Source organism: Methylorubrum zatmanii (assembly GCF_014845115.1).
Classification (GTDB): Bacteria; Pseudomonadota; Alphaproteobacteria; order Rhizobiales; family Beijerinckiaceae; genus Methylobacterium; species Methylobacterium zatmanii.
Genome location: NZ_NKUI01000002.1, coordinates 17,259 through 30,572, shown reverse-complemented (window position 1 = coordinate 30,572; position 13,314 = coordinate 17,259). Strand labels below are relative to the sequence as shown.

The following is a 13,314-nucleotide window of genomic DNA, read 5'->3' as shown; positions in this document are numbered from 1 at the left end:
GAGCGCCGCCCCATAATGAAGAGACCCGAATGCCATCCCTGTTCGATCCCATCACGCTCGGCGCGCTGACGCTGCCGAACCGTATCCTCATGGCCCCGCTCACCCGTGGCCGCGCGACCCGAACCCACGTGCCGACGCCGATGATGGCCGAGTATTACGCCCAGCGGGCGAGCGCCGGCCTGATCATCTCCGAGGCCACCGGCATCAGCCAGGAAGGCCTCGGCTGGCCCTACGCCCCCGGCATCTGGTCCGATGAGCAGGTCGAGGCCTGGAAGCCGGTGGTGAAGGCCGTCCACGACGCGGGCGGGCGCATCGTCTCCCAGCTCTGGCACATGGGCTACCTCGTCCATTCCGATTTCCTCGGCGGCGAGCCGCCGGTCGCCCCCTCCGTCGCCACCGCCCCCGACCAAGCCCATACCTACGAGGGCAAGAAGCCCTACAGCCAGGCCCGCGCCCTGCGGGAGGACGAGATTCCGCGCCTCATCGCCGATTACGAGCGGGCCGCGCGCAACGCCCTCGCGGCGGGCTTCGACGGCGTGCAGATCCATGCGGCCAACGGCTACCTGCTCGACGAATTTATCCGCGACGGCAGCAACAAGCGCAGCGACCGCTACGGCGGCTCGGTCGAGAACCGGGTGCGGCTGGTGACCAAGGTGGCGCAGGCGGTGGCCGGCGTGGTCGGCCCCGAGCGCACCGGGATCCGCTTCTCGCCCAACGGCCCGATCCAGGGCGTGGACGATTCCAACCCGCACGAGACCTTCGGCCTCGCCGCCGAGATGATGGAGCGGGTCGGCCTCGCCTTCATCGAGCTGCGCGAGCCGGGCCCGAACGGCACCTTCGGCAAGGCCACGGTGGCCCCGGTCGCCCCAGTCATCAAGGAGCGCTTCGGCGGCCCCGTCATCCTGAACTGCGACTATGACGGGGAACGCGCGAAGGCCGCCGTGGCCTCGGGCGAGGCCGACGCCATCGCCTTCGGCCGCCCCTACATCGCCAACCCGGATCTGCCGGAGCGCATCGCCGAGGGCGTGCCGTTCAACAAGGACGACATCAAGACCTGGTACAGCCAGGGCCCCGAAGGCTACATCGACTATCCGGCCCTGTCGCAGGCGGCCTGACGCCGCCCGCAGGATCACCCCTCACATCCGCGCCGAACGAGGGCGGCCCCGCGACGGTGGGGCCGCCCTCGTCATGGAGAGACGCCACGATGCCGAAGGTCGCCGCTTCGCCGGGCCCCTCCCCCTACCGCCTCGTGGCCTTCGATTTCGACGGGACGCTGGCCGACACCTTCCCCTGGTTCTGCGCGAACCTCAACGCCGTGGCCGAGCGCTACCGTTTCCGCAGGGTCGAGGCGGGGGAGACGGAGCGGCTGCGCAGCCTGGGCGCCCGGGCGATCCTGGGGGATCTCGGCATTCCGGGATGGAAGGTGCCGCTGATCGCCCGCCACATGCGGGCGCTGGCGACCCGCGACGCCGCCGCGACGCGCCTGTTCCCCGGCGTGCCGGAGATGCTCGCCCGGCTCCATGCCGCCGGACTCGGGCTGGCCGTGGTCAGTTCCAACAGCGAAGCGAATGTCCGGCGGGCGCTCGGGCCCTCGGCGGACCTGATCCGGCACTATGCCTGCGGCGCCTCGCTGTTCGGCAAGGCGCGCCACCTGCGATCCGTCGCGCGCAAGGCGGGCGTGCCGCCGGCCGCGACGCTCGCGGTGGGGGACGAGATTCGTGACGGCGAGGCCGCGGCCCGGGCCGGATGCGCCTTCGCGGCGGTGGCCTGGGGCTATAACAGCCCGCAGGCCCTGGCCGGCCTGAAGCCGGCCTTTCTGTTCGACGGGGTGGAGGAGGTCGCAACGGCCCTGACGGGCCGCGCTCACTGCCCCGCGCGGGCGCCGGGGACGATCGAGGAGCCGGCGCCGCTGCCAAACGGCTCGTAGCGGGTGAGGCCGCGGAAGAGCTGGCTGAGGAAGGCGCGGTCGGCGCCGCTCGCCGGGGTCTTGCGCTCGATGAAGTCGAACACGCGGCCGTCCTGCAGGCCGTACAGGGCGATGCGCTCGACCCTCATGCCCTGGTTGAAATACACCGCCGTGACCTTCTGGTCCTCGACCTGCTCGCCGAGGAACATCACCGTGCGGCGGGTGTTCTGGCTGATGTAGTACCAGGATTTGTTGCCGACCGTGGAGACGGTGGACGGGGTGCCGAGGATCTGCAGCACCTGCTCGGCGCTCATGCCCGGCTTGACCGTGGCCAGAGCCGCCTGATCGATCTGATAGCCGTGGCGGATCTCCTCGCCGATGCAGCCTGAGACGCCGATCGCGACGGAGCCGAGGACGGCGACGCGAGCAAGCGACGAGACGAGACGGCGCGACATCGGCCCCCCTGATTTCCTGCAAAGCGGGCCGACATCCGCGGCGCGATTGGCCTCGCGCGTCTTCGGACTTGCACCCTGGTCCACGGTTGCCGTACCGCGGGGTTATGGCTTTGACAAGGCAAGCTCGGCCACAGAGCCGGCCCATCCGGTGGACCGCATGATCACGGGGCTGTTCCGCCGCGCCGGCCAGCGGCGCCAGACGATCCAGGCCTTGCACCGGCGGATCGGCGAGGCCGCGCGCCGGCCCGGCCTCTACACCCTCCTCGGGGTGCCCGACACCGTGGAGGGCCGGTTCGAGGCCCTGAGCCTGCACGTGATCCTGGTGTTGCGCCGCCTCGGCCAGCTGCCGGCCCCGGCGGCGGACGTGGCGCAGGATCTGGTCGATTCGGTCTTCCTGCAGCTCGACGCCGCTTTGCGCGAGACCGGCATCGGCGACATGGGGGTGCCGAAGCGGATCAAGAAGCTCGGCGCCTCGTTCTATGCCCGGGCCGGCGCCTACGGCGCGGCGCTCGATGCCGGCGACCGGGCCGCCCTCACCGCCGCCCTCGCCCGCAACCTGCTCGACTGCGACGATCCGGACGCCGCCGGCCCGCTCGCCGCCTATGCCGAAGCGGCCGCCGCCGCCCTCTCGGCCCAGGATCTCGACGGGCTGCTGGAGCAGGGCCCCCGCTTCCCCGAGCCGGCCGAGGACGGCGCCCGAGCCGGCGCAGGAGACATTCGATGACGTCCAGAACCGAGGGTCCGCTCTCCCGCTCCATCAATGTCGAGCGCCTGCCGAAGGATCGCGCCGAGATCGTCGTCGAGGCGAGCCCGGCGGAATGCGAGGCGCTGGCCCGCGACTTCAAGATCCCCGCCCTCCGCGACCTCACCGGCCGCTTCTCCTTGAGCGGGTCCCTGACCCGGCTGCGGGCCGAGGGCCGGGTCGAGGCCGTGGTGACGCAGGTCTGCACCGTGACGCTGGAGCCCTTCGAGGCGACGGTCTCCGAGCCCGTCGAGGTCGAGTTCACCAATGCCGACATCCTGGAAGGCACCGAGGCCGAGGATGTCGAGTTGCCCGACCCGATCGTGAACGGGCGCATCGATTTCGGGGTGCTGACCGCGGAGTTCCTGGCGCTGGGGCTCGATCCCTATCCGCGCAAGCCCGGCGTCGCCTTCGAGACGGTGACGGTCGGCGAGGAGCCCCTGCCCTTCGCCGATCTCGCCGCCCTGCGCGGCAAGCTCGGATCCGACCCGGGCTGATCGCCGCTTCGCCCGGAATCCGCGCCGCGAAAGAAAGTCTCAGTTTTTGTTTGCCCGGCCGGGCGCTGCCGCTATTTTGCGCGCCGCCGAGTCCGGGGCCGGCGATGCCCCTCCCGCCCGCTTCTCCCCAGGCCCTCCTCGCGGCGTCCCGAAGGAATCATGTCGAACCGCGTTTGCATCTCGCTCGACGCCATGGGCGGCGATCACGGCCCCGCGACCGTCGTGCCCGGCGCGGCCATCGCCCGTGAACGGCACCCCGAAACCCGCTTCATCATGTTCGGCGACGAGGCGGTTCTGCGCCCCCTGGTCGAGGCCGAGCCGCGCCTGAAGGATGCGGTCGAGATCCGGCACACCACCGTCTCCGTCGCCATGGACGACAAGCCGAGCCAGGCGGTGCGCCAGGGCCGGGGCAAGTCCTCGATGTGGCGGGCGATCCAGGCGGTGCGCGACGGCGAGGCCCAGGCCGCCGTCTCCGCCGGCAATACCGGCGCGCTGATGGCGATGTCGAAGATCTGCCTGAAGACCATGGCCGGGATCGAGCGCCCGGCCATCGCCTGCCTGTGGCCGACGGTGCGCGGCGAGAGCGTGGTGCTCGATGTCGGCGCCACCATCGGCACCGATGCCGAGCATCTCGTCGAGATGGCGGTGATGGGCGCGGCCATGGCCCGCATCGTGCTCGACCTCGACCGGCCGACGGTGGGCCTGCTCAATGTCGGCACCGAGGAGATGAAGGGCAACGAGGCCGTGAAGGAGGCCGCCCGCCTCCTGCGCGAGAGCGAGCCGGCGCATTTCACCTATCACGGCTTCGTCGAGGGCACCGATCTCGGCCGCGGCACCACCGACGTGGTGGTGACCGAGGGCTTCACCGGCAACATCGCCCTCAAGACCGCGGAAGGCACCGCCAAGCAGATCGGCGCCTATCTCAAGGCCGCGATGGGGCGTACCCTGTCGGCGAAGATCGGCTACCTGTTCGCCCGGCAGGCCTTCGCGGCCCTGCGGGAGAAGATGAACCCGAGCCGCGCCAATGGCGGCGTGTTCCTCGGGCTGGAAGGCATCGTCATCAAGAGCCACGGCTCGGAGAACGCACAAGGATTCGCCGCCGCGGTCGATCTTGCCCACGACATGGCCCGTCACGACCTGATGCGCACGATCCGGGACATGCTGGAGCAGACGCCGGCGGTCGCGCCGGCCTGACCGCCGGACGCGAGACCGGCGCGACACGAAGTGAGAAAGGGACGGATCTGATGGCGCAATGGCGCTCCGTCGTGGCCGGATGCGGGGCGTACCTGCCGGACACTATCGTCACCAATACCGAGCTGGCCGAGCGGGGAATCGAGACCTCCGACGAGTGGATCGTGCAGCGCACCGGCATCCGCCAGCGCCACATCGCGCGGGCGGATGAGACCACCTCGGTGCTCGGCACCCGCGCCGCCCTGGCGGCCCTGGACGATGCGGGGCTCTCGCCCGCCGACATCGACCTCGTGATCTGCGCGACCTCGACACCGGACCACACCTTCCCCTCCACCGCCACCCAGATCCAGGCGGCGCTCGGGATCGAGGGCGGCTTCGCTTTCGACCTTCAGGCGGTCTGCGCCGGCTTCGTCTACGCCGTCGCCACCGCCGACCGCTTCCTCTCGACCGGCGGCGCCAAGCGCGCCCTCGTCATCGGGGCCGAGACCTTCTCCCGGCTGCTCGACTGGGAGGACCGCACCACCTGCGTGCTGTTCGGCGACGGCGCGGGCGCCATCGTGCTGGAAGCGCGCGAGGGCGCGGGCACCAAGGACGACCGCGGCGTGCTCGCGAGCTGCCTGCGCTCGGACGGGCGCCACCGCAGCAAACTCTACGTCGATGGCGGCCCCGGCTCGACCGGCACCACCGGCAAGCTGCGGATGGAGGGCCGGGAGGTGTTCCGATTCGCGGTCGGCTCGGTCACCGATGTGATCGAGGAAGCTTTTCGCGCCTCGGGCATGACAGCGGACGACCTGTCGTGGTTCGTGCCGCACCAAGCCAACCGCCGGATCATCGAGGCCTCGGCCGACAAGCTCGGCATCGCCCGTGAGAAGGTGGTGCTCACCGTCGACCGGCACGGCAACACATCGGCCGCCTCGATTCCCCTGGCGCTCGACGCGGCGCGCAAGGACGGGCGCATCCGCGAGGGCGACCTCGTGATGATCGAGGCGATCGGTGGCGGCTTCACCTGGGGGGCCGCGCTCATCCGCTGGTGAGGCGCGCAACACACCCATTTCCTGTCAACCGCAAGGTTCGGTTGACCATCGCCCGTCTGCCGATTAGCGTGTCCGATCATAGAGATACGCGGCGGGGCCCGACTCGGCTGCAAGGGGGAGCGCATGGCAGGCAAGACGGTCACACGCGCAGATTTGAGCGAGGCCGTCTACCAGCAGGTCGGCCTCTCGCGGGCCGAATCGGCGGCCCTGGTCGAGACGGTGCTCGCCGAGATCTGCAACTGCCTGTCGTCGGGCGAGACGGTGAAGCTGTCCTCGTTCGGCTCCTTCGTCGTGCGCTCCAAGGGCAAGCGGATCGGCCGCAACCCGAAGACCGGCGTCGAGGTCGAGATCGAGCCGCGCCAGGTGATGGTGTTCAAACCCTCAAACGTGCTCAAGGCCCGCATCAACGGCGGCCATGTCAACGGGCACGACACCGACGAGGACGAATGATCCGGGCGGGTTTTCTCGGCCGCGTGCCGCGTGTCCGCCGGACAATGGATTGAGGCGCTGCCATGGGACTGCCGCTCGAATCCCCCGCCCTCGAAGCGGCTGCCGATGAGGAGCGCGGCGAGAAGCATCCCGGGGCCTTCCGCACCATCACCGAGGTCTCCGAGGATCTCGGCGTGCCGCAGCACGTCCTGCGCTTCTGGGAGAGTCGCTTCAGCCAGATCAAGCCGCTGAAGCGGGCCGGCGGCCGGCGCTATTACCGCCCCGACGATGTCGATCTGCTCAGAGGCGTGCGGCGGCTGCTGCACGGGCAGGGCTACACCATTCGTGGCGCCCAGCGCATCCTCAAGGAGAACGGCGTCCGCTTCGTCCAGGCCGTGGGCCGAGGCGAGGAGGAGGCCGGCGCGCCGACCGGCGCGGAACGCGATCTCGACACCCTTGAGGCGGCGGCCTCGGATCGCCGCGCCCTGGAGGAGGCGCTTGCCGACCTGCGCGCCTGCCGGGCTCTGCTCGCGGGCCTCGATGCGGCCGATCCCGAGGCGGCAAGCGCGGCCTGAGGGCCGGCGACCTCAGATGCGGATACTGTAACTTGCTTGCGCGCAAGGCATTGGCTGGCCTCGCGGATTTTTGCTTCCTGCCATAGGCCGGCCAACCTGAACTTTACCGGCGCCCCCGCGTTGAGGCGCCATGGCCTCCCCTCCCCCCAGGATGTCTCCAACCCAGGAGCTCATCGCCCGCCTGATGCGGATCGTGCGCGTTTGCCCGGAGGCCGCCAACGAGGTGCTCGAGCTGATGTTCCTCGTCAGCCAGATCGAGGCCTCGACCACCATCGATCGGGATTACCGCGACGCCCGGCGGGTCATCAGCCGCCTCCGGGCCCCCCTCTGGGATATGGGCCCGAGCGATCGTGGAACCCTGCTCAAGGCCGCCGAGACCATCCGCCGGGCCTGCGACCTCGCCGACACCGACATCCCCTCAACGCCCTTCGCCGATCTCGGCGAGCGCGAGCGGGTCGAGCAGGCCCTGGCGAAAGCCCTGGCCGGACAACTCGACGCGGCACAGATCGCCCGCGTGACCGGGGCTGTCGCCGCCGCGCTCCAGCACTGAGCCGCGCCTCACCCCGTCGCGTTCCGGGGCGGCGCAGCATCGGAATCGGGATCGATCCTCGACGCGGAGACGTTCCGACCCCACATGCCCGGCTGCACGCTCCCCCGAGGCCGGACCGACCGGCCCTCAGCCTGCGGGGCGTGAGACGACGCTCAAGGAAACGCCGATGGATGCGCTGACCCTCGTTTCGAGACCGATCGCGGCCCCCGCCGCCCTCGCGGCTGTCTGGCTCTGCTGCGCCGGTCCGGCGCTCGCGCAGACCACCGTCACCCGCAGCGAGACCGTGCCCGCCGGCAAACAGGCCCGCCTCGTCATCGTGCCGAACCTGAAGAAGGATTGCTCGACCGGGCCGATGCCCGAGATCAAGGTGACGACGCCGCCGAAATCCGGCTCGCTCATCACCAAGGCCGGAAAGCTCAAGACCCCGGCCAAATATCGCTGCCCCAACAAGGATGCCGAGGTCCAGGCGATCTTCTACCAGCCCAATAGCGGCTATACCGGCCCGGACGGTGTCGTGGTCGAGATCAAGAATTCCGACGGCGAGGTCGAGAAACGCGATATCCGCATCACCGTCGGCAAGGACGACAAGCCGAAGGACGAGAAGAAGAGCACGACCGATCTCTGATCGTCCCACGAAGGGCGGCCTCGCGATGCTGCATTGCAGCGAGCAGAGCCGCCCGAACCAGCGTCGAGACCGCCAGCGGTCCTCTGCCACGGGGTGGGTTAAGGTCGCCCTAAATCCAGGCGATGCTTGGAGTGTGACCCGTTTCACACGCCGATCCGCCCTGCTGTGGGCGGTGCGACAAAACCCGCAATGTCGGTTGCATCCAACCCGAGACAGGATGAAGCTGTCATCAGCCTGAAGGGGGTGTTCGAATGCCGCTGCACTCGACGAACGACCTGTTCCAGAGCTTCGCTCGCGGTTACGAAGCGCGCCGCGACACGGAGATGACGCTCTCCGAATACCTCGAAGCCTGCCGCGACAATCCGCTGATGTATGCGAGCGCCGCCGAGCGCATCCTCGACGCGATCGGCCAGCCGGAGATGGTGGATACCGCCAAGGATTCCCGCCTCGGCCGCGTGTTCATGAACCGCACGATCCGGGTCTATCCGGCCTTCGCCGAGTTCTACGGCATGGAGGAGACGATCGAGCGGATCGTCTCGTTCTTCCGCCACGCCGCGCAGGGGTTGGAGGAGCGCAAGCAGATCCTCTACCTCCTCGGCCCGGTCGGCGGTGGCAAATCGTCCCTCGCCGAGCGCCTCAAGGCGCTGATGGAAGTTCATCCGATCTACGTGCTGAAGGCGGGCGACGAGATCTCGCCGGTCTTCGAGAGCCCGCTCGGGCTGTTCGATCCCGAAACGATGGGCCGGGAGATCGAGGAGCGCTTCGGCATTCCCCGCCGCCGCCTCACCGGCCTGATGAGCCCCTGGGCCCTGAAGCGCCTCGACGAGTTCGACGGCGACATCTCCCGCTTCAAGGTGATCAAGGTGCGGCCGTCGCGCCTGCGCCAGATCGCCATCGCCAAGACCGAGCCGGGGGACGAGAACAACCAGGACATCTCCTCCCTCGTCGGCAAGGTCGATATCCGCCGGCTCGAAACCCTCTCCCAGGCCGATCCGGACGCCTATTCCTATTCCGGCGGCCTCAACCGGGCGAACCAGGGCGTTCTCGAATTCGTCGAGATGTTCAAGGCGCCGATCAAGATGCTGCACCCCCTGCTCACGGCGACGCAGGAGGGCAACTATGTCGGCACCGAGAATATCGGCGCGATCCCCTTCACCGGGGTGATCCTGGCGCACTCGAACGAGGCCGAATGGCAGTCGTTCAAGACCAACAAGAACAACGAAGCCTTCATCGACCGGATCTACGTGATCAAGGTGCCCTACTGCCTCCGGGTCACGGAGGAGCAGCGCATCTACGAGAAGCTGATCTCGGGCTCCGAGCTGTCGCAGGCCGCCTGCGCCCCCGGCACGCTGGAGATGCTGGCCCGCTTCTCGGTGCTCTCGCGCTTGCGCGAGCACGCCAACTCGAACCTGTTCTCGAAGATGCGGGTCTATGACGGCGAGAGCCTTCGCGAGGTCGATCCGCGCGCCCGCTCGATGCAGGAATACAAGGACACCGCCGGCGTCGACGAGGGCATGGACGGGATCTCGACCCGCTTCGCCTTCAAGGTGCTGGCCGCGACCTTCAACCACGACACCACCGAGGTCTCGGCCGATCCGGTGCATCTGATGTACGTGCTGGAACAGGCGATCCGGCGCGAGCAGCTGCCGCCGGAAACCGAGAAGCGGTACATGGAGTTCATCAAGACCGAGCTCGCGCCGCGCTACGCCGAGTTCATCGGCCACGAGATCCAGAAGGCCTATCTCGAATCCTACCACGATTACGGCCAGAACCTGTTCGATCGCTACATCGACTACGCCGATGCCTGGATCGAGGATCAGGACTTCAAGGACGCCGAGACCGGCCAGCTTCTCAACCGGGAGCTTCTGAACCAGGAGCTGACCAAGATCGAGAAGCCCGCCGGCATCGCCAATCCGAAGGATTTCCGCAACGAGGTGGTGAAATTCGCGCTGCGCTCGCGGGCGCAGCACGGCGGGCGCAACCCGTCCTGGACCTCCTACGAGAAGCTGCGCGAGGTGATCGAGCGGCGCATGTTCAGCCAAGTCGAGGAACTGCTGCCCGTGATCTCGTTTGGGTCCAAGAAGGACAGCGAGACCGAGAAGAAGCACGGCGAGTTCGTCGACCGGATGACCGACCGTGGGTACACCGAGCGGCAGGTCCGGCGGCTGGTGGAATGGTACATGCGCGTAAAGCAGGCGGGTTGAGGGGAGATCCCCAGGCATCCGCCGCACTTTCGCACCTTTGTCCCTCGAACAGGGACGTGAGTCTTAGGCGCTGAGCGATCCCGGATGCACATCGTCGACCGTCGGCTCAATCCAGGTGGGAAGAGCCTCCCGAACCGCCAGCGCTTCCTGCGCCGGGTCAAGGACGTCGCCCAGCGGGCGGTTCGGGAATCCGCCCGTGAGAAGGACATCAAGGACCTCGGCAAGGACGGACGCATCTCCGTGCCGGGGGACGGCGTGCGCGAGCCGCGCTTCGCCCGCCAGCCGGGCACGGGCCATCAGGATTACATCCTGCCGGGCAACAAGACCTACGTGGAGGGTGACCGGATCGAGCGGCCGCCGGGCGGCGGGGGCGGCGGCGGATCCGGCGAAGGCGGTGACGGCGGCGAGAACAGCGAGGACGCCTTCCACTTCGTCCTGACCCGCGAAGAATTCCTCGACCTCTTCCTCGAAGACCTCGAACTGCCCGATCTCGCCAAGCGCCGCCTCGCGGTGGTGGAGACGGAGGGCCTGCGGCGGGCCGGCTACACCGTCTCCGGCTCACCGGCCAATCTCGCGCTGTCGCGGACGCTGCGGAACTCGATGTCCCGCCGCATCGCCCTCAAGCGGCCGAAGCTGGAAGAGCTGGCGGCCCTCGAAGCGGAGATCGCGCAGGCCGAGGCGGCGAACGATCCGCGCCTGCCCGACCTTCAGCTCAAGCTGCTGGAGTTGCGCGAGCGCTCGAAGCGCATCCCCTATGTCGATCCGATCGACCTGCGCTTCCGCCGCTTCGAGCCGTATCCGAAGCCGATCGCCCAGGCGGTGATGTTCTGCCTGATGGACGTCTCGGGCTCGATGACCGAGCACATGAAGGACCTCGCGAAGAGGTTCTACATCCTGCTGCACATCTTCCTGACGCGCCGCTACAAGCATGTCGAGATCGTCTTCATCCGCCACACCGACAAGGCGACGGAGGTGGACGAGGAGACGTTCTTCGGCTCCCGCGAGACCGGCGGCACGCTGGTCTCCTCGGCGCTGGTCGAGATGAAGCGCATCGTCACCGAGCGCTACTCGCCGGACGATTGGAACATCTACGCGGCCCAGGCCTCGGACGGCGACAACGTCTCCTCGGACGGGCCGACCTCGACGGAACTGCTGCGCGCGCACATCCTGCCCGCCTGCCAGCACTTCGCCTATCTCGAGGTCGGCGACGAGAACGGTCCGCGCGCCGGCTTCGTCGAGCACCGCACCACCCTGTGGCGGACCTACGAGGCCCTGGCCAGGGCCGGCGAGCCGCTGGCGATGCGCAAGGTCAACCACCGCCGCGACATCTACCCCGTGTTCCGCGAGCTGTTCGGCCGCAAGGACGCGAAGGCGGAGGTTTGAGGAGAATGTCCCGCCCCCTCGCGGGGACGGAGACGAGCGTCGAGAGAGGGCCGAGATGGTCGCGAGCCTGAGCCGCACGAAATCCACGGCGCCGAAGCCCGGAGAATTGCTGTTCTCCGGCAACGACTGGGATTTCGAGACGATCCGGCGCATCCACGATGCCTGCGAGGCGGTGGCGGGGCCGGAACTCGGCCTGTCCTGGTACCCGAACCAGATCGAGATCATCACCGCCGAGCAGATGCTCGACGCCTATGCCTCGATCGGCATGCCGCTGTTCTACAAGCACTGGTCCTTCGGCAAGCATTTCGCCCAGCAGGAGGCGAGCTATCGCCGCGGCCTGATGGGGCTGGCCTACGAGATCGTCATCAATTCCGATCCGTGCATCTCCTACGTCATGGAGGAGAACACGGCGACGATGCAGACGCTGGTGATCGCCCACGCCGCCTTCGGCCATAACCACTTCTTCAAGAACAACTATCTGTTCCGCCAGTGGACGGATGCGGAGGGGATTCTCGATTATCTCGACTTCGCCAAGAGCTACATCGCCCGCTGCGAGGAGCGCTACGGGCATCAGGCGGTCGAGCACGTGCTCGATGCGGCCCATGCCCTGATGAGCCAGGGGGTTCACCGCTATCCCCGCAAGAAGCGGCCGGATCTGGCCAGCGAGCAGCGCCGGGAGCGCGAGCGCGAGGAGCACGGCGAGCAGATCTACAACGACCTCTGGCGCACCCTGCCGACCAAGACCGGCGGCCAGAAGGGCGACCCGGCCCTGGAGCGACGGCGGGCCCTTCTGGAGCTGCCCCAGGAAAATATTCTCTACTTCCTGGAGAAGGTGGCGCCCCGCCTGCGGCCCTGGCAGCGCGAGATCCTGCGGATCGTCCGCCTCGTGGCGCAGTATTTCTACCCGCAGCGCCAGACCAAGGTGATGAACGAAGGCTGCGCCACCTATTGCCACTACCGGATCATGAACGCCCTGTCGCAGAAAGGGCAGCTCAGCGAGGCGGCCTATCTCGAATTCCTGACCTCGCACACCAACGTCATCCGCCAGCCGAATTTCGACGACCGCTCCTTCGGCGGGCACAATCCCTACGCCCTGGGATTTGCCATGATGCAGGACATCGCCCGCATCGTGGAGCAGCCGACGCAGGAGGACCGGGAGTGGTTCCCCGACATCGCCGGCACCGGCGATGCCATGGCGGTGCTGCGCGATTGCTGGGAAAACTACCGCGACGAGAGTTTCATCGCGCAATTCCTGAGCCCGAAGCTCATGCGCGACATGCGCCTGTTCCACATCGTCGACGACCCCGACGAGCCGGAGATGCGGGTCGAGGCGATCCACGACGAGCGCGGCTATCGCAAGATGCGCCGCAGCTTCGCCCGGCAATACGACGTGGCCTGGCTCGATCCGGATATCGAGGTGGTGGATGTCGATCTGGAGGGCGACCGCCGGCTCATCCTCCACCACAAGGCGCTCAACCGCATCACCCTGCAGAAGGAGGATGCGCGGCGGGTGCTCCAGCACCTCGCCGATCTCTGGGGCTACGATGCGGTCCTCAAGGAGGTCGATCCGGCCACCGGCGCCGTGCTGGTCGAGCACTCCGCCAGCGCCCGGCCGATCTTTTTCTAAGGCACCGCACGGGCCGGCGCCGGCCGGCCCAACTTGTTTTAGCCGCAAAGCCACGCGATCCGCTTGCCGTGGCGTGCCGAAAGAGCGGTGGGTGCG

General features: G+C 68.3%; 14 protein-coding genes. 13 read left to right on the top strand and 1 reads right to left on the bottom strand.

Annotated elements, in window-relative coordinates:
• Window positions 1-29 precede the first annotated feature (29 nt).
• A complete protein-coding gene (locus MZTS_RS00200; RefSeq protein WP_192280183.1) occupies window positions 30-1,115 on the top strand; it encodes an alkene reductase in 1,086 nt (361 codons plus the stop codon).
• 89 nt (window positions 1,116-1,204) lie between these two features.
• Complete coding sequence (locus MZTS_RS00195; protein WP_192280181.1) at window positions 1,205-1,927, top strand: HAD hydrolase-like protein; 723 nt, start codon at window positions 1,205-1,207, stop codon at window positions 1,925-1,927.
• Here the strand turns inward: MZTS_RS00195 and MZTS_RS00190 are convergent.
• Window positions 1,864-2,361: an outer membrane protein assembly factor BamE gene (locus MZTS_RS00190; protein ID WP_009864563.1), complete on the bottom strand. Its 498-nt coding sequence runs from the start codon at window positions 2,359-2,361 to the stop codon at window positions 1,864-1,866. The two genes, MZTS_RS00195 and MZTS_RS00190, sit on opposite strands and share 64 nt — an antisense overlap.
• A gap of 157 nt (window positions 2,362-2,518) precedes the next feature.
• Between MZTS_RS00190 and MZTS_RS00185 the strand changes: the two genes are divergently transcribed.
• The 11 genes from MZTS_RS00185 to MZTS_RS00135 all read left to right on the top strand — a co-directional run bounded on the left by MZTS_RS00185 (window position 2,519) and on the right by MZTS_RS00135 (window position 13,218).
• A complete protein-coding gene (locus MZTS_RS00185; RefSeq protein ID WP_192280289.1) occupies window positions 2,519-3,085 on the top strand; it encodes a ubiquinol-cytochrome C chaperone family protein in 567 nt (188 codons plus the stop codon).
• Window positions 3,082-3,600: a YceD family protein gene (locus MZTS_RS00180; protein WP_192280177.1), complete on the top strand. Its 519-nt coding sequence runs from the start codon at window positions 3,082-3,084 to the stop codon at window positions 3,598-3,600. The genes MZTS_RS00185 and MZTS_RS00180 overlap by 4 nt, the downstream gene beginning before the upstream one ends.
• A gap of 159 nt (window positions 3,601-3,759) precedes the next feature.
• Window positions 3,760-4,794, top strand: coding sequence for a phosphate acyltransferase PlsX (plsX, locus tag MZTS_RS00175; protein ID WP_192280174.1), 1,035 nt, complete (start codon window positions 3,760-3,762; stop codon window positions 4,792-4,794).
• 50 nt (window positions 4,795-4,844) lie between these two features.
• Complete coding sequence (locus MZTS_RS00170; RefSeq protein WP_192280171.1) at window positions 4,845-5,825, top strand: beta-ketoacyl-ACP synthase III; 981 nt, start codon at window positions 4,845-4,847, stop codon at window positions 5,823-5,825.
• A 123-nt stretch (window positions 5,826-5,948) separates the two neighbouring features.
• Window positions 5,949-6,275 carry an integration host factor subunit alpha gene (locus MZTS_RS00165; RefSeq protein ID WP_192280169.1) on the top strand — a complete coding sequence of 109 codons (327 nt, stop codon included), beginning with the start codon at window positions 5,949-5,951 and terminating at the stop codon, window positions 6,273-6,275.
• A gap of 62 nt (window positions 6,276-6,337) precedes the next feature.
• Window positions 6,338-6,829 (top strand): MerR family transcriptional regulator, encoded by a 492-nt coding sequence (locus tag MZTS_RS00160; RefSeq protein ID WP_192280167.1) that lies wholly within the window; start codon window positions 6,338-6,340, stop codon window positions 6,827-6,829.
• A gap of 130 nt (window positions 6,830-6,959) precedes the next feature.
• Window positions 6,960-7,379 carry a hypothetical protein gene (locus MZTS_RS00155; RefSeq protein WP_192280165.1) on the top strand — a complete coding sequence of 140 codons (420 nt, stop codon included), beginning with the start codon at window positions 6,960-6,962 and terminating at the stop codon, window positions 7,377-7,379.
• Between the two features lie 166 nt (window positions 7,380-7,545).
• A complete protein-coding gene (locus MZTS_RS00150; RefSeq protein WP_009863793.1) occupies window positions 7,546-8,004 on the top strand; it encodes a hypothetical protein in 459 nt (152 codons plus the stop codon).
• A gap of 251 nt (window positions 8,005-8,255) precedes the next feature.
• Window positions 8,256-10,208 (top strand): PrkA family serine protein kinase, encoded by a 1,953-nt coding sequence (locus MZTS_RS00145; RefSeq protein ID WP_192280163.1) that lies wholly within the window; start codon window positions 8,256-8,258, stop codon window positions 10,206-10,208.
• 84 nt (window positions 10,209-10,292) lie between these two features.
• On the top strand, window positions 10,293-11,591 hold the full coding sequence (locus MZTS_RS00140; RefSeq protein WP_192280161.1) for a YeaH/YhbH family protein: 1,299 nt from the start codon (window positions 10,293-10,295) through the stop codon (window positions 11,589-11,591).
• A 55-nt stretch (window positions 11,592-11,646) separates the two neighbouring features.
• On the top strand, window positions 11,647-13,218 hold the full coding sequence (locus tag MZTS_RS00135; RefSeq protein ID WP_192280159.1) for a SpoVR family protein: 1,572 nt from the start codon (window positions 11,647-11,649) through the stop codon (window positions 13,216-13,218).
• The last annotated feature ends 96 nt before the right edge of the window (window positions 13,219-13,314 follow it).